A 16,804-nucleotide genomic window follows, 5' to 3' on the forward strand; every position below is an offset into this window, starting at 1 on the left:
AGATACTTTATTTTTTTTAGTCTGATTTTTAAGTTTCACTATGATTAATCGGAATAATAACCTACTATTTTTGTTAAAATGAAATTATTTTTTCTTGAAAAAGTTGTCTAAACGTTTATCTTTGTCGCCATTATGGCAAAACAAGAAGATCAATTTAAAAAAGTATTATCGCACGCTAAAGAATATGGTTATGTATTTCAATCATCTGAAATTTATGACGGTTTAAGTGCGGTTTACGATTATGCTCAAAATGGTGTTGAGTTAAAGAAAAATATTAGAGATTATTGGTGGAAAGCAATGGTGCAAATGCACGAAAATATTGTTGGTATAGATGCATCTATTTTAATGCACCCAACAACTTGGAAAGCTTCGGCCATGTAGATGCATTTAATGATCCTTTAATTGATAATAAAGATTCTAAAAAAAGATATAGAGCAGATGTTTTAATAGAAGATTATTGTGCCAAAATTGAAGGTAAAATAAACAAGGAAGTAACCAAAGCTGCAAAACGTTTTGGTGATGCATTTAATAAGGAAGAATTTTTAGCTACTAATGGTAGAGTTCTTGGTTATCAAGAAAAAATTAATACTATTTTATCTAGAATGGGTAAATCTTTGGAAAATGAAGATTTAGCTGATGTAAAATTATTAATTGAAGAATTAGAAATTGCAGACCCGTTAACAGGTTCTAAAAACTGGACAGAAGTTAAGCAGTTTAACTTAATGTTTGGTACTCAAATTGGTGCGTCAGCCGATAGTTCTACACAAGTATATTTAAGACCAGAAACTGCACAAGGTATTTTTGTGAATTTTTTAAATGTTCAAAAAACCGGACGAATGAAAATTCCTTTCGGAATTGCTCAAACTGGTAAAGCATTTAGAAATGAAATTGTTGCAAGACAATTTATTTTTAGAATGCGTGAGTTTGAACAAATGGAAATGCAATTTTTTGTGAAACCTGGTACACAAAAAGAATGGTATAATCAATGGAAAGAAACGCGTTTAAAATGGCATTTATCATTAGGTATGGGTGCAGATAATTACCGTTTTCATGATCATGATAAATTAGCTCATTATGCAGATGCTGCTGCAGATATCGAATTTAAGTTTCCTTTCGGATTTAAAGAATTAGAAGGAATTCATTCTAGAACAGATTTCGACTTAAAAGCTCACGAAGAATTTTCCGGCAAGAAATTACAATATTTCGATCACGAAGAGAACAAAAATTACACACCTTATGTAGTAGAAACTTCTATTGGTTTAGACAGAATGTTTTTAGCTGTTTTTTCTAATTCTTTACAAGAAGAAGCTTTAGAAAATGGTACAACAAGAACAGTTTTAAAATTACCAGCAGTTTTAGCGCCTTTTAAAGCAGCAATATTTCCGTTAGTTAAAAAAGACGGTTTACCAGAAGTTGCAAGGCAAATTATGGATGACTTAAAATGGGATTTTAATGTTTTTTATGATGAAAAAGATGCCGTTGGTAAACGTTACAGAAGACAAGATGCCGCAGGTACACCGTTTTGTATAACAGTAGATCATGATTCTTTAGAAGATAAATCTGTTACAATAAGACATAGAGACACTATGGAGCAAAAGCGTGTTAAAATTTCTGATTTAAAAGATATTATAAAAGCAGAAGTAGATATTAAAACTTGGTTGCAAAAAATGTAATTAAATTTTAACTATAAAGTATAAATACCTCATCATAATCGATGGGGTATTTTACTTAAGTACAAGTACTAGAATTTATAAAAAGAGTAATTACACGCTAAAATTATCAATTGTTTTATTTCAATTTTACAACTCTAAAAAGGTGGAATCTGAAAAACCTACAACAGAGTAAGAAGCTATAAAACAATTTATTATGTCTGGAATTGCAAATATTGAAAATGAAGTTAAATTAGGAGGAGGAGCTCAGTTTTGGGTTTATATATCACCACAAAATGATACGGCAAATGTTGTAAAAGGTTGGTCGGTTACATTTTCTCAAGGAAGTTGGAGTGATACAATAACTTCAGAAAACCCTACAAAACAAATAAAAACTCCAAATTTATCAGGAGACTTTAATATTGAAGTTACTGCATTAAATTCATCTACAAATCCACCTATGAGAGTTAATGTTCCTGCACAATCTGGTAGTAAAAATGTAATTGGCTGTAATGCTAATTGTGCCTCTTTTGTTGGTTTAATAGCCGATGAAAAACCTTTAATGGGAGGTGTTAATGTGAAATTCGGACAACTTGGGACGCAATGTGTTCTCGAGGTTAATCGATATTTTATTAAAATTAAAAATCCGTTAGAATAATAATTCTAACGGATTTTTTTATTTAATATTTCTCTTTAAAATCAAAATGATAAAAGAGGAATTTATTTGTAGAAGTATGTTACTACATCATTCCTGGCATTCCACCACCCATTGGAGGCATTCCGCCACCTGCAGGTGCATCTTCTTTAATATCAATTAAAGCACATTCTGTAGTTAAAATCATTCCAGCAACAGAAGCTGCGTTTTCTAAAGCAACACGAGTTACTTTTTTAGGATCGATAATACCAGCATCTAACATATTTACATATTGATCTGATTTTGCATCATAACCAAAGTCTTTTTTACCTTCTAAAACTTTGTTTATTACAACAGAACCTTCGCCACCAGCGTTTTCTACAATAGTTCTTAAAGGAGCCTCAATTGCTTTGTTAACAATTTGTACACCTGTTGTTTCATCTAAGTTTTCTGTAGCTAATTTTTCTAATACTTTTTTAGCACGAACTAAGGCAACACCACCACCAGCAACAATACCTTCTTCTACAGCAGCTCTTGTTGCATGTAAAGCATCATCAACTCTGTCTTTCTTCTCTTTCATTTCTACTTCAGAGGCAGCACCAACATATAATACAGCAACACCACCAGCTAATTTAGCTAAACGTTCTTGTAATTTTTCTTTGTCGTAGTCTGATGTTGTAGTTTCTATCTGAGCTTTTATTTGACTAACTCTTGTTTTAATAGTATCTGCATCACGAGAACCATTTACAATTGTAGTATTATCTTTATCAATAGTAATGCTTTCTGCTGTACCTAATAAATCTAAAGTTGCGTTTTCTAAAGAGAATCCTCTTTCTTCAGAGATTACAGTTCCGCCAGTTAAAATAGCGATGTCTTCTAACATTGCTTTTCTTCTGTCTCCAAAACCAGGTGCTTTAACAGCTGCAATTTTTAATCCACCTCTTAATTTGTTTACTACTAAAGTTGCCAATGCTTGTCCATCTACATCTTCAGCAATAATTAATAAAGGTCTACCAGATTGAGAAACTGGTTCTAAGATTGGTAAAATTTCTTGTAAGTTAGAAATCTTCTTATCGAATAATAATACATAAGGATTTTCTAAATCTGCAATCATTTTATCGGCATCTGTAACAAAGTATGGCGATAAATAACCTCTATCAAACTGCATACCTTCTACAACATCTACATAAGTATCTGTTCCTTTAGCTTCTTCTACAGTAATTACACCTTCTTTACCAACTTTACCAAAAGCAGTAGCAATTAAATCTCCTATAACTGCATCGTTATTTGCAGAAATAGAAGCTACTTGTTGTATTTTTTCTGATGAATTACCGACTTTTTGAGTTTGCTTTTCTAAATCTGTAACAATTGCTTCTACAGCTTTGTCAATTCCGCGTTTTAAATCCATAGGATTTGCGCCTGCAGCAACATTTTTTAAGCCTTCTTTTACAATTGCTTGTGCTAAAACAGTAGCCGTTGTTGTACCATCACCAGCTAAATCGTTTGTTTTAGATGCAACTTCTTTTACCATTTGAGCTCCCATGTTTTCAAGCTCATTTTCTAATTCAACTTCTTTTGCAACAGAAACACCGTCTTTAGTTACAGTTGGTGCACCAAAAGATTTAGAAATAATTACATTTCTTCCTTTAGGACCTAACGTTACTTTTACGGCATTTGCCAATGCATCTACACCGCGTTTTAAACCATCTCTTGCTTCAATATCAAATTTTATATCTTTTGCCATTGTTTTTATTTTTTGATTTTAGCTTTTTGCTTTTTGCTCTTGGCTTTTAGCTAAAATAATTTGTTTTTACTTTATTGTTCTTTGCTTTAGGTAAATAGTTAAAAGCAAATAGCATTATTTATATGATCGCTAAAATATCAGATTCGCGCATCATTAAATAATCTTTACCTTCTAGTTTAAGGTCTGTTCCGCCATATTTACTGTATAAAACAGTATCACCAACTTTTACAGTTAATGGCTCGTCTATTTTACCATTACCTATGGCTACAACTGTACCTTGTTGTGGCTTTTCTTTTGCATTGTCTCGGAATGATTAATCCGGAAGCTGTTTTTGTTTCTGCAGGTGCAGGTTCTACAAGAACTCTGTCTGCTAAAGGTTTAATGTTTAATCCCATTTTTAATACGTTTTATTGATTAAATTAATTTTTTTACACTTTCATAATAGTCAGAAATTATGCCATTAGATTATAACTGACATTTTTTCAATATTAGAAATAATTAAGTTGATTTTTGTGCAAAAAAATGCCAACGTGTCATTTACGTTGGCATTTTAAATTTTATAAATAATAGTTATTTTAAACTATCGTTTGTGCTTGTAGTTGGTTCTGTTGGCGTTGTAGTTTCTACACCGTCTAAAGTATTGTCTAATTGAAAATTATTATCGCCATCTCTAGGAATTGCAAAATTTGCTAATAAAATTAAAGCAAACATAGCAATTGCCAACGTCCAAGTTGTTCTGTCTAAAAAGTTGTTTGTGTTTTGCACACCACCTAAAGATTGTGCACCACCGCCACCAAAAGAAGAAGATAATCCTCCACCTTTAGGGTTTTGTACCATAACAATTAGGATTAAAGCTACTGCTACAATCAAAATAAGGATTAAAAAAGCTGTATAACTCATGATTTATTTTTTTGTAAAATTTGTATTCTTTTAATTTGGTCTGCAAAGAAACCACTTTTTTCTGGATATTTCAAACTTAAAATTCGATAAGCTTGTATTGCGTTTTCATACTTCTTTTGTTCTAGATAAACTTTGGCTAAAGTTTCTGTCATTAAAGCAGCGTCTTGTTTGTTTTTTGTAACTGGTACAGCAATCGTTTTTCCTTTTTCTAAAGGTTCTATTTTAGGATTATTTTTAATAAATTTATTAATAATATCTTCTGCTTTGATTGTCTTTTTTATTGGTTTTTCTTCTGTTCTTACAATCGCCTTTTTAGTAGATAATTGTAGCCATTGTTGAAAAGAGTGACTTTCTGAGTTAGAGAATGACAATGGTTTGCCTATTTCTAAATTTTCTTCTGCCTTATCAATAATCGTTGTTGTATTCGTTTCTTCATCAGCATTAACAGAAAGAATAGTTTCTTTTTGATGATTGTTTTCTAGTTTAGATGAAATTTGTTCGTGAATAGTTTCTTCTTTAGAAATTTCACTTTTAAAAGATGTTATGTAATTAAATAAAACAGTTCTGTCTGTTGTATATGCTGCAGTTAATTTTAACTCATTATTATACTTAAAACTGTCTTGGTTTTTTAAGCCTTTTAAATACAAAGCTCTTGCTGCTTGAAAATAAGGAAATTCTTCGATTACAGATTTTAATTCGGCAGTTTCTATCTGCTGAATATCTGTTTTGCCTTTGGCGATTTGTATGAATGTAGAAGATTTCAATATTTAAAATTTAGTTTACCATTTACCAACAGAAGCATTGAAAATATCTTGCGTAATTCTGTCTATAATTTCTTCAAAAGCTGCTTCTTGCACGCTGCCGGTTAATTGAGATGTTGCTGGATAATCAGAATAGAATGAAAACGATTTTTCGAAATCTTTTTTCTCATCCATATTATTAATATATCTAACGTTTACGGTAATTGTTAACCTGTTTTGGGCAGAAGTTTGCGCAGATGTTGCACTCATAGGCGCAATTCTGTAACTTGTAATTTCTCCGCTGAAATGCAAGTCTCCGTTATTTGGCGTTAATGTTAAATTTGTTTGCCTTGTGAATAAATCTTGTAATTCGTTTGTGAATTGCTGACTTAAAGTTGGCTCTATTAATTGGGCTTGATTAGGAAAAAAATCTACTTGAATTGTTTTTGCATTACCAACATCACCACCTGTAAAACCGTAAATTCCGCAACCAATTAATAAAAAAGAACTAATTGTAAAAAGTACTGTATAAATTAATTTTTTCATAATTATAAATTGTATTGTTTAATTTTTCTGTACAATGTTCTTTCAGAAATACCTAGTTCCTTAGCAGCAAGTTTTCTTTTATTATTGTTCTTTTCTAAAGATTTTTTTATCATTTCAATTTCTTTGTCTTGTAATGATAAAGATTCATCTTCTTCTATAGTTTCTATAAAATCGTATTCTTTGTCTTCAGAATTATTTTGCGGAATATTTAGAACTTCGATATCGTGTTCTTTTAATTCTTTATCGCTATAAATTTTTTCTAATAATTGATGATTTTCTTCTTGTACTTGTTCTATGTCTCCGTTTTTCATTAAATCTAACGTTAACTTTTTTAAATCGTTAATGTCGTTTCTCATGTCAAACAAAATCTTGTACATAATGTCTCTTTCCGTAGAAAAATCATTTTCTTTTTTACCGCCAACAACTGCTGGCAAATTACCGTTGTTATTTGGTAAATATTGGTTTAGCTTAGAAGCTGTAATGGTTCTACTTTCTTCGATTACAGAAATTTGTTCTGCTAAGTTTTTTAACTGACGAATGTTACCCGGAAAGCGATAGTTTAATAAAACATTTACTGCATTTTCATCTAATCGAATAGAAGGCATTCTATATTTCTGAGCAAAATCTGCTGCAAATTTTCGAAATAATAAATGAATATCTTCATTACGATCTCTTAAGGCAGGTAATTGAATTTCTACAGTGCTTAATCTGTAATACAAATCTTCTCTAAAACGTTCTTTTTCTATAGCTGCTTGCATATTTACGTTAGTTGCAGCTACAATTCTAACGTTCGTTTTTAAAGTTTTAGAAGAACCAACTTTTATAAACTCTCCGTTTTCTAAAACACGTAATAATCTTACTTGGGTTGTTAAAGGTAACTCACCAACTTCATCTAAAAATATGGTACCACCGTCAGCTACTTCAAAGTATCCTTTTCTGTCTTGTGTAGCACCTGTAAAAGATCCTTTTTCGTGACCAAAAAGTTCGCTATCAATAGTTCCTTCCGGTATTGCACCACAGTTTACAGCAATGTATTTTGCATGTTTTCTATGAGATAAAGAATGTATTATTTTAGGAATACTTTCTTTACCAACACCACTTTCTCCGGTAACTAATACAGAAATATCTGTAGGTGCAACTCTTACGGCTTTTTCTAAAGCTCTATTAAGTTGCAAATCGTTACCAATTATGCCAAAACGTTGTTTGATTGCTTGTAAGTTTTCCATTTTCTTTTTCTTAGAATAGAGAAAAAAGAATAAAGAGATAAGTTTTTTCTTAAAACCTATCTCTAGATTTCTTTTCTAAAAATTAATTATTATCAGAATACCCAATAACAGTTCCTTTTAAGGTTGCAGAAGTACAATCTTCTATTTTAACCATTACAAAGTCTCCTAATTTATAGTTTCCTTTATCAAAAACAGCAACGGTGTTTTGGGTATTTCTACCTTTCCATTCGTTAGGGTTTTTCTTAGATGTACCTTCAATTAAAAACTCTTCTACTTTACCTAAATGTTGTTGAGTTCTGTATAAGGCATGTTCTTGTTGTAAATCTATAACCTCTTGTAATCTTCTTTTTTAACTTCTTGCGGTACATCATCTTCCATTTTGTTACCGGCTAAAGTACCTGGTCTTTCAGAATAAGAAAACATAAAGCCAAAATCGTATTTTACATATCTCATTAAGTCTAAAGTATCTTGATGATCTTGCTCTGTTTCTCCGCAGAAACCAACAATCATATCTTGAGATAAAGACATTTCCGGTACAATTTTAAAAATATTGTCAACCAGTTCCATATATTCTTCTCTAGTATGTTGTCTGTTCATTGCTTTTAGCATGGCGTTACTTCCGCTTTGAACAGGTAAGTGTAAATATTTACAAATATTTTTATGTTTAGCCATTACATGAATAACGTCTAAATGCATGTCTTGCGGATTCGATGTAGAAAAACGAAAACGAGTTTTTGGAAATTTAGTAGCACAAATATCTAACAACTCTGCAAAACCAACTGCAGTGGCTTGTGCCATTTCAGAAGCTTTTTTAAAATCTTTCTTTAAACCACCGCCATACCATAAATAACTATCTACGTTTTGACCAAGCAAAGTAATTTCTTTATAATTTTGATCTACCATTTGACCAATTTCTTCTAAAATACTTTTAGGATCTCTACTTCTTTCTCTACCACGTGTAAAAGGAACTACGCAAAAAGTACACATATTATCGCAACCTCCGGTGATAGAAACAAATGCAGATACACCGTTAGAATTTAAACGAACAGGTGCAATATCTCCGTAAGTTTCTTCTTTAGATAAAATTACATTTACGGCATCTCTACCTTCATTAACTTCTTCTAATAAGTTAGGTAAATCTTTATAAGCATCCGGGCCTACAACTAAGTCTACAATTTTTTCTTCTTCTAAAAATTTTTCTTTTAGACGTTCTGCCATACAGCCTAAAACGCCTACTTTCATATTTTTATTAGATTCTCTTTTTACTCTATTGTATTTTTGTAAACGTTTACGAACAGTAGTTTCTGCTTTTTCTCGGATAGAACATGTGTTCACCAAAACCAAGTCTGCTTCTTCTAATATTTGGGTTGTATTATAACCTTGCTTGTCTAAAATAGCAGCAACAATTTCACTATCATTCATATTCATTTGACAACCGTAGCTTTCAATAAATAATTTTTTAGTGTTTTGTTCTTTATTTTCTGTAACAAGTGCTTTACCTTGTATTCTTTCGTCTATTACTTTTTCGATTTGCTCCATAATTCAAAAAATGAGATGCAAATATACAACCAAAATTCAAATTGAATGACAAATTGGCAGAAAACAAATAATTATCAATTATAAATTAACAGAAATATAAAGAACATTCATTTTTTCTAATTTTTATTCAATCTTTTGAATCCTGTTTTTAAGATTTACTTTGATATACTTCAAAATAAATCAAAAAAATAAAATTTATAAAACAGAATATAAAAGTGTAATTAATGTAAATTTAAGTTGATTTTAAAGGTCTTTTTGTATTAAAAATGATGTAAAAAGAAACTAAAAAAAGAATTAATAAAAAAACTACATACTTTTGCAGTTGGATAAAGTGCGATTTCGATTGCATTAATTACGAAAACAGAAAGATAAATGGCAAAGAATTTAGTAATTGTAGAGTCACCAGCTAAAGCGAAGACGATAGAAAAATTTTTAGGAAAAGATTTTCAAGTAGAGTCTAGCTATGGGCACATTGCAGACTTACCTTCTAAAGAATTAGGAATTGATGTAGATGGAGACTTTAGTCCTAAATATATAGTATCAGACGATAAAAAACCAGTTGTAAAAAAGTTAAGAACTTTAGCGAAAAAAGCAGACACTGTTTGGTTAGCAAGTGATGAGGATCGAGAAGGAGAAGCTATTGCGTGGCACTTAAAAGAGCAGCTAGATTTAAAAGACGATAACACAAAACGTATCGTTTTTCATGAAATTACTAAAAATGCCATTTTAAAAGCGGTTGATAATCCTAGAGATATAGACTATAATATGGTGAACGCACAACAAGCGCGTAGAGTTTTAGATAGGCTTGTTGGTTACGAATTATCGCCAGTTTTATGGCGTAAAGTAAAAGGAGGATTATCCGCAGGTAGGGTTCAATCTGTTGCTGTAAGGTTAATTGTAGAAAGAGAACGTAGTATTTTAGATTTTAAACCAGCTACACATTATAAAGTAGTAGCACAGTTTTCTAATTTAGAAGGAAAATCTTTTAAAGCAACAATACCAAAAAACTTCGACTCTAAAAAAGCGGCAGAAAGTTTTTTAAATTCTTGTGCAAATGCAGATTTTAAAATTGCAGATTTAACTAAAAAACCGGCAAAAAAATCTCCAGCAGCACCGTTTACAACTTCTACATTACAACAAGAAGCATCAAGAAAATTAGGGTTTCCGGTAGGTAAAACAATGCAAGTAGCACAGCGTTTGTATGAAGCCGGTTTAATTACTTATATGAGAACAGATAGTGTTAACTTATCTGTAGACGCAAGAAATGCTGCCGAAGAAGAAATAAGCAATTATTACGGAAAAGAATATAGTAAGCAACGTGTTTTTAAATCGAAAGCAAAAGGAGCCCAAGAAGCTCACGAAGCGATTAGACCAACAAACATGAAAATGCATTCTATAGATACAGAATACGATCAAAATAGATTGTATGATTTAATCTGGAAAAGAACATTGGCGTCTCAAATGAGCGATGCACAATTAGAACGTACAAACGTTAAAATAGAAAATTCTGAAAACGATAAAATCTTTACTGCAAACGGAGAGATGATTAAGTTTGAAGGTTTCTTAAAGGTTTATTTAGAAGGTAATGATGATGAAGATGGTGAAGAACAAGCTGGTATGTTGCCAAATTTAAAAGTAAACGATGCTTTAGAATATACATTTATAAACGCAACACAGCGTTTTACGAGTCCGCCATACAGATTTACAGAAGCTTCTCTGGTAAAACAATTAGAAGAATTAGGTATTGGTAGACCATCTACGTATGCACCAACAATTTCTACGGTTCAAAGAAGAGGTTATATAGAGAAAGGACAAAACGAAGGTGTAGAAAGAGAATATCAGCAATTAATTTTAGCTAATGGTGCCGTAAAAAGCGAAACGTTATCAGAAAAAACAGGTTCTAATAAAAATAAATTAGTGCCAACAGATATTGGTAATATTGTAAACGACTTTTTGGTAGCTAATTTTTCTAATATTTTAGACTTCGGATTTACAGCTCGAGTAGAAAATTCTTTTGATGATATTTCTGAAGGAGATGAAGATTGGATAGAAATGATTAAAAGTTTCTACATCAAATTTCATGATAATGTTGAAGATGTTAAGGAAAACGCAGAAAGAGAATCCGGAGAACGTATTTTAGGTAAACATCCAGAGTCCGGCAAAACAGTTTTAGTGCGTTTGGGTAAATTTGGTCCTATAGCGCAAATTGGTGCGCCAGAAGACGAAGAAAAACAATTTGCGAGTCTTAACAAAGATCAGCAATTAGGTACAATTACTTTAGAAGAAGCTTTAGAATTATTTTTGTTGCCAAAAACTTTAGGTACATACGAAGGCAAAGAAGTTATTGTTTCTAATGGTCGTTTTGGGCCATACATCCGTTTCGGAAAAATGTTTGTTTCTCTTGATAAAGGAGAGAATCCGATGGAAGTAGATTTGCCAAGAGCAGAAGAATTAATTGTTGCTAAGCAAAAGGCAGATGCGCCAATTTATCATTACGAAGATTTACCAGTACAAAAAGGTGTTGGGCGTTTTGGGCCATTTATTAAATGGAACTCAATGTTTATCAACGTAAATAAAAAATACGATTTCGATAATTTATCTGATGATGATATTGTTGAGTTAATCGAGGTGAAAAAGCAAAAAGAAATAGATAAAGTTATTCATAATTGGGAAGACGAAGGTATTCGAGTTGAAAAAGCAAGATGGGGTCGTTTTAATGTAATAAAAGGTAAAATTAAAATTGAATTACCTAAAACTACAGCTATAGAAAAACTAACCAAAGCAGAAGCTATCAAAATGATAGAAGCTAAAGCACCTAAGAAAAAGGCAGCAAAGAAAAAACCAGCGGCTAAAAAGAAAACTACAGCTAAAAAAACGACAAAGAAGAAATAATTAGTTAGTATCTTGCATACTTTATTTACAAAAAATTGATGAGCCAAGACTTTTTAACCCCTATAAAAGATTCGGTTGTTGCAAGTTTATTGCAGCAATCTCAGTCGTGTTTGGGGCAACATATTCAAATTCATTCTAAAGAAGAAGGCTTTCCTGATTTAGAAAATGTTCAAATCGCTATTTTCGGAGTAAAAGAAGATCGAAATTCACATAACAACTTTGGTTGTGGTGAAGATTTGTTTAAAATCAGAGAAAAGTTTTATCAATTATTTCCAGGAAATTGGCACACAAATATTGCAGATTTAGGAAATGTAGAAAAAGGTAATAAGGTTTCTGATACTTATTTTGCCGTTAAAGAAATTATAACTTCTTTAATCAAAGAAAACATTATTCCTGTTATTATTGGTGGTGGTCAAGACATTACTTACGTAAATTACAGAGCTTATGACGAGCTAGAGCAATCTGTAAATATTACGGCTGTAGATAGTAGGTTCGATCTAGGTAATTTAGAAGGCGAATTAAATTCTCAATCTTACTTAAGTAAAATTATTATGCAAGAGCCTAATAATTTATTTAATTACTGCAACGTTGGGTACCAAACCTATTTTAACTCGCAAGAAGAAATAGCATTGTTAGATAATTTATTTTTTGATGCATATCGATTAGGAAAATCTAAAGAATTAGAAAATATAGAACCAGCATTTAGAAATGCAGATATTGTTTCTATAGATATTGGTGCTATTCGACAAAGTGAAGCACCAGCTAACAATAATGCTTCTCCAAACGGATTTTACGGTGAAGAACTTTGTGCAATTTCTAGATATGCAGGTATTAGTGATAAAGTTTCGTCTTTTGGTATTTACGAATACAATTCTAAGCTAGATAATAACAATCAAACAGCACATTTAATCGCACAAATTATTTGGTATTTTATAGAAGGAGTTAACTACAGAGTTAAAGATTATCCATTTTCAGGAAAAGAGAATTATCAGAAATTTACAGTTTTATTTGATGATGATGAACCTTTAACTTTTTACAAGAGTAATAAATCTGGTAGATGGTGGGTAGAAATAAATATTTTGTCAAATAATAAATACAAAAGACATGCGTTAATACCATGTACATACCAAGATTATACAGAAGCAACCAAGCAAATTATACCAGAAAAATGGTATAAAGCAATGAAAAAGATGGTATAGTTTACAGAATTATAAAAAATGAATACGTTAAATGCAATTTCAATATTGTTTTTTAACAAAAAAAATAATAGGTTTACGAACTTTTAGTTAAGATATAAACAGAATATGAAGAAAGCAGCAATATTTGCACTTTTATTAGCAGTAATTTACAGTTGTGGCTCTAATGATAGAGGAGAGTTGGTGGGTGTTAAAGTTAAGAAGAAATGGTTTTCAGAAAAACCATACGGTATGGCTTTAATTCCTGGTGGTTCATTTACAATGGGTAAGCAAGATCAAGATATTATTGGTACTATGAATGCACCAACAAAAACAGTTACTGTTAGGCCTTATTATATGGATGAAACTGAAGTTACTAACAATGAATATAAAGAATTTGTTCATTGGGTTAGAGATTCTATCGTAAGAACAAGATTGGGATATCAAGCAGAGTTTGCCGCTTTAAGTGCTACTCCAAATCCTGACGGAGCTTTACCTTCGGTGGAATACATGAGTATGCTTTTGCTACAGTAGATACTACAGATGCAACACCTTACCAAAGATATATGTATGAAAACTACTGGAGCTTAGGCGATGGTATCGATTCTATAAAACCATTAAATTGGGAAACTGAATTAGTTTGGAAAAAAGAAGAATATCCAGATATCGATTATGTAGAGGTAATGGATTCTCTTTATATTAGTAGAGAAGAAGCTGTAGATGGTATTAGAACTTTTAATCCTAAATTCTTAAAGTATAGATATTCTTGGTTTGATAGAGATAATGCTGCAAGAAAAGGAGGGAATAGAAAAGATTTTGTTCAAACTGAAGTTTTAAATATTTACCCGAGATACAACTGCTTGGGTAAAAGATTTTAATTATTCTTACAATGATCCTATGCACCAAGATTATTTTTATCACCAATCTTATGGAGATTATCCTGTAGTTGGTATAACTTGGGAGCAAGCAAATGCTTTTGTAATTGGAGAACTAAAAAGAAAAATGATTATTTAAAAGGAAGAAAAAACGCTACTCAAGTACCAGATTTTAGATTGCCTACAGAAGCAGAATGGGAATATGCTGCACGTGGAGGTTTAGAATTTGCTACATATCCATGGGGAACAGGAGGAACAACTAGTGATAGAGGTTGCTTTTTAGCAAACTTTAAGCCTGTAAGAGGTAATTATGCGGTAGACGGTGCTTTATATACTATGGAAGCTAAGTCTTTTAATGCAAATGATTACGGTTTGTACAATATGGCTGGTAATGTTTCTGAATGGACAAATACAGCATATAACTTATCTTCTTACTACATGGCTTCTACAATGAACCCTAATGTTGAGGATAGAAAAAATAAAAGAAAAATTGTAAGAGGTGGTTCATGGAAAGATGTAGCATACTTTTTAGAAGTAAGTTCTAGAGATTATGAATATGCAGATACTGCAAGAAGCTACATTGGTTTTAGAACCGTTCAAAACTATATCGGAACAGGAAATAAATAATAATAAAAACCCCTAAATTAATTTAAAGAAAAATGGCACAGTCAAGAGCGTACAAAAAAGGAATGAATTTCGTTTACGGAATTGGAGCAGCAGTAGTAATTATTGGAGCTTTATTCAAGATTCAACATATAAACATCGGGCCAATTACAGGTGGTTTAATGTTAACAATTGGTTTAATTGCAGAAGCGATAGTATTCTTAATTTCTGCTTTTGATGCACCAGAAGAAGATTTAGATTGGTCTAAGGTATATCCAGAATTAGCAGAAGGAGGAATTTCTTCTAAAAAAGAAACTAAAAAATTAGGAGCAGAAGGAATGCTTTCTCAAAAATTAGATAGTTTATTACAAGAAGCAAAAATAGATTCTAACTTAATGGCAAGTTTAGGTTCTAGTATGAAAAACTTTCAAAATGCAGCAGAAGGATTATCTGCAGCATCCGGTTCTGTTGCTTCAACTAATAAATACAACGAAGAAATGTCTAAAGCTGCATTACAAATGGAGTCTTTAAATAATTTATACAAAGTTCAAGTAGAAAATACAAGCAAACAAGCAGAATTAAATACTTCTGTTGTAGAAAATACAGAAAGATTACACGAGCAAATGAAAGCTTTAGCAAGCAACTTGTCTTCTTTAAACGGAGTATATGGTAACATGCTATCTGCAATGTCAAACAAATAATTAGTTTCACTAATGTATATTAACTTAAAAACTAATTAGAATGGCAGGAGGAAAAATGTCCGCAAGACAGAAGATGATTAACTTAATGTATCTTGTATTTATTGCAATGTTAGCAATGAATATGAGTAAAGAAGTTTTATCTGCTTTTGGATTTATGAACGAAAAATTAGTAGAAAACAACCTTTCTACAGCAGAAAAAAATGCTTTAGCTTATACAAATTTGGCAACAAAGGCTTCTGAACAACCAGAAAAATTTGGACCATTAAAGCAGAAAGCAGACAAAGTAAAAGAATACTCTTCTGAGTTTTATCAATATTTAGCAGGTTTAAAGTCTAAAATGACTGCAGATATAGAAGATAAAGACAATTATGAAGAGATGGACAAAACAGATTGGTTAGATGCTTATTTCTTTAAAGGAGACAATTATACAGCAGAAGGGCAAGAGTTTTTAGATAAAATGGATGGTTACAGAAATAATGTTTTAAATGCATTAGGATCTGATAGTAAATTTGCACCTGTCTTAAATAACAGGTTTTCTACAGACGATGTAGTAGATCAAGAAACAGGGAAAGAAATTCCATTTTTAAGAGCAAGGTATGAAGGTTTTCCAATGGTAGCTTCATTAACAAACTTTACACAAATACAAGCTGACGTAAAAAATACTGAAAGCGATATAATTTCAGATTTATTAGGCGGACAATTAGAAAGTGAAGTTTCTATGTCTAATTATAATGGTGTTGTACAACTTGATAAGAATGCTTTTTATCCTGGTGATAAAGTTACAGGTAGTGTTGTTTTAGGAAGATATGACCCAAGTTTAAAACCTAGTAGAGTAGAATTAAATGGTAAAAAATACGATAACTTTAAAGATGGTAGCGTAGTTTTAGATTTAAGAGCTGGTAGTGTTGGAGAAAAAGATATTAAAGGAACAATTTACTTTATGGAAAACGGAGAAGAAGTTCCGGTTCCTTTTAAAAGTTCTTATTCTGTAATATCTAAACCAAACGCGCCTGTTGTATCTGCAGATAAAATGAATGTAGTATATAGAGGTTTATCAAATCCTATATCTATTTCTTTACCAGGTGTGCCAGATAAAGATGTTAGAGCAAGTGCACCAGGATTGCAAAAAACTGGTTCTGGTAAATACATGATGAGACCAAAAGCAGGAAATACAGTTAGTATTAATGTTTCTGCAAAATTAGCAGATGGTAAAAATGTAAACACAAAAACTGTGTTCAGAATTAAAGATATACCAGCAGCAATGGGAACTGTAAGAGGACAATTTGGTACAGTAAGAATGCCTAAATCCGGTTTAGCAAATACGCCAATAGGTGCAGGTTTGCCAGATTTCTTATTCGACTTAGATTTAAGAGTAACAAGCTTTAAAGTAAAAGTGCCAGGTCAATTAGCAATAATTGTAAATGGTTCTAAATTAAATGCAGCAGCCAAAAAAGCACTTTCTAAAGCAAGAAGAGGAGATATAATAAATATTTTCGGTATTCAAGCAGTAATAAAAAATAACTCTTATAAACTAAAAAAAGTATTACCAGTTAATATAGAGTTAACAAACTAGAAATAAA

10 protein-coding genes and 4 pseudogenes are annotated in these 16,804 nt (G+C 31.4%); 7 read left to right on the forward strand and 7 right to left on the reverse strand.

What is annotated here, in order from left to right:
* Nucleotides 1-132 precede the first annotated feature (132 nt).
* Both ACZ1HD_RS02490 and ACZ1HD_RS02495 read left to right on the forward strand, forming a co-directional pair.
* Nucleotides 133-1,673 (forward strand): annotated as a pseudogene (locus ACZ1HD_RS02490) (glycine--tRNA ligase).
* Nucleotides 1,674-1,866: 193 nt separating this feature from the next.
* Nucleotides 1,867-2,307 (forward strand): hypothetical protein, encoded by a 441-nt coding sequence (locus ACZ1HD_RS02495; RefSeq protein WP_472688562.1) that lies wholly within the window; start codon nt 1,867-1,869, stop codon nt 2,305-2,307.
* A gap of 82 nt (nt 2,308-2,389) precedes the next feature.
* Here ACZ1HD_RS02495 and groL read toward each other — a convergent pair whose 3' ends face one another.
* The 7 genes and pseudogenes from groL to miaB form a co-directional block, all read right to left on the reverse strand.
* Nucleotides 2,390-4,027, reverse strand: a complete 1,638-nt coding sequence (groL, locus tag ACZ1HD_RS02500; RefSeq protein ID WP_472688563.1) for a chaperonin GroEL — start codon at nt 4,025-4,027, stop codon at nt 2,390-2,392.
* 118 nt (nt 4,028-4,145) lie between these two features.
* A pseudogene (locus ACZ1HD_RS02505) lies at nt 4,146-4,422 on the reverse strand (co-chaperone GroES).
* Nucleotides 4,423-4,597: 175 nt separating this feature from the next.
* On the reverse strand, nt 4,598-4,927 hold the full coding sequence (gene secG / locus ACZ1HD_RS02510) for a preprotein translocase subunit SecG (protein ID WP_472688564.1): 330 nt from the start codon (nt 4,925-4,927) through the stop codon (nt 4,598-4,600).
* Nucleotides 4,924-5,691: a hypothetical protein gene (locus ACZ1HD_RS02515; protein ID WP_472688565.1), complete on the reverse strand. Its 768-nt coding sequence runs from the start codon at nt 5,689-5,691 to the stop codon at nt 4,924-4,926. The genes secG and ACZ1HD_RS02515 overlap by 4 nt, the downstream gene beginning before the upstream one ends.
* Nucleotides 5,692-5,706: 15 nt before the next feature.
* Nucleotides 5,707-6,213 carry an LptE family protein gene (locus tag ACZ1HD_RS02520; RefSeq protein ID WP_472688566.1) on the reverse strand — a complete coding sequence of 169 codons (507 nt, stop codon included), beginning with the start codon at nt 6,211-6,213 and terminating at the stop codon, nt 5,707-5,709.
* A gap of 2 nt (nt 6,214-6,215) precedes the next feature.
* Entirely contained in the window at nt 6,216-7,439 is a 1,224-nt protein-coding gene (locus ACZ1HD_RS02525) for a sigma-54 interaction domain-containing protein (protein ID WP_472688567.1), read from the reverse strand.
* 82 nt (nt 7,440-7,521) lie between these two features.
* A pseudogene (gene miaB / locus ACZ1HD_RS02530) lies at nt 7,522-8,969 on the reverse strand (tRNA (N6-isopentenyl adenosine(37)-C2)-methylthiotransferase MiaB).
* A 381-nt stretch (nt 8,970-9,350) separates the two neighbouring features.
* Between miaB and topA the strand changes: the two are divergent.
* The 5 genes and pseudogenes from topA (at nt 9,351) to porM (ending at nt 16,797) form a co-directional block, all read left to right on the forward strand.
* On the forward strand, nt 9,351-11,870 hold the full coding sequence (gene topA, locus ACZ1HD_RS02535) for a type I DNA topoisomerase (RefSeq protein WP_472688568.1): 2,520 nt from the start codon (nt 9,351-9,353) through the stop codon (nt 11,868-11,870).
* A 38-nt stretch (nt 11,871-11,908) separates the two neighbouring features.
* The gene (locus ACZ1HD_RS02540; protein ID WP_472688569.1) at nt 11,909-13,069 is read left to right on the forward strand and encodes a formimidoylglutamase; all 1,161 of its coding nucleotides are present in this window, start codon (nt 11,909-11,911) and stop codon (nt 13,067-13,069) included.
* Between the two features lie 105 nt (nt 13,070-13,174).
* Nucleotides 13,175-14,547, forward strand: a pseudogene (gene porK, locus ACZ1HD_RS02545) (T9SS ring complex lipoprotein PorK/GldK).
* Between the two features lie 32 nt (nt 14,548-14,579).
* Entirely contained in the window at nt 14,580-15,224 is a 645-nt protein-coding gene (gene porL / locus ACZ1HD_RS02550) for a type IX secretion system motor protein PorL/GldL (RefSeq protein WP_077811061.1), read from the forward strand.
* A 40-nt stretch (nt 15,225-15,264) separates the two neighbouring features.
* The gene (porM, locus tag ACZ1HD_RS02555; RefSeq protein WP_472688570.1) at nt 15,265-16,797 is read left to right on the forward strand and encodes a type IX secretion system motor protein PorM/GldM; all 1,533 of its coding nucleotides are present in this window, start codon (nt 15,265-15,267) and stop codon (nt 16,795-16,797) included.
* Nucleotides 16,798-16,804 lie beyond the last annotated feature (7 nt).

The organism is Polaribacter sp. HA6-7 (genome assembly GCF_055693625.1).

Coding starts and splice junctions, on each gene's coding strand:
- ACZ1HD_RS02495 (WP_472688562.1), top strand. CDS start 1,867: ATGTCTGGAATTGCAAATATTGAAAATGAAGTTAAATTAGGAGGAGGA.
- groL (WP_472688563.1), bottom strand. CDS start 4,027: ATGGCAAAAGATATAAAATTTGATATTGAAGCAAGAGATGGTTTAAAA.
- secG (WP_472688564.1), bottom strand. CDS start 4,927: ATGAGTTATACAGCTTTTTTAATCCTTATTTTGATTGTAGCAGTAGCT.
- ACZ1HD_RS02520 (WP_472688566.1), bottom strand. CDS start 6,213: ATGAAAAAATTAATTTATACAGTACTTTTTACAATTAGTTCTTTTTTA.
- ACZ1HD_RS02525 (WP_472688567.1), bottom strand. CDS start 7,439: ATGGAAAACTTACAAGCAATCAAACAACGTTTTGGCATAATTGGTAAC.
- topA (WP_472688568.1), top strand. CDS start 9,351: ATGGCAAAGAATTTAGTAATTGTAGAGTCACCAGCTAAAGCGAAGACG.
- ACZ1HD_RS02540 (WP_472688569.1), top strand. CDS start 11,909: ATGAGCCAAGACTTTTTAACCCCTATAAAAGATTCGGTTGTTGCAAGT.
- porL (WP_077811061.1), top strand. CDS start 14,580: ATGGCACAGTCAAGAGCGTACAAAAAAGGAATGAATTTCGTTTACGGA.
- porM (WP_472688570.1), top strand. CDS start 15,265: ATGGCAGGAGGAAAAATGTCCGCAAGACAGAAGATGATTAACTTAATG.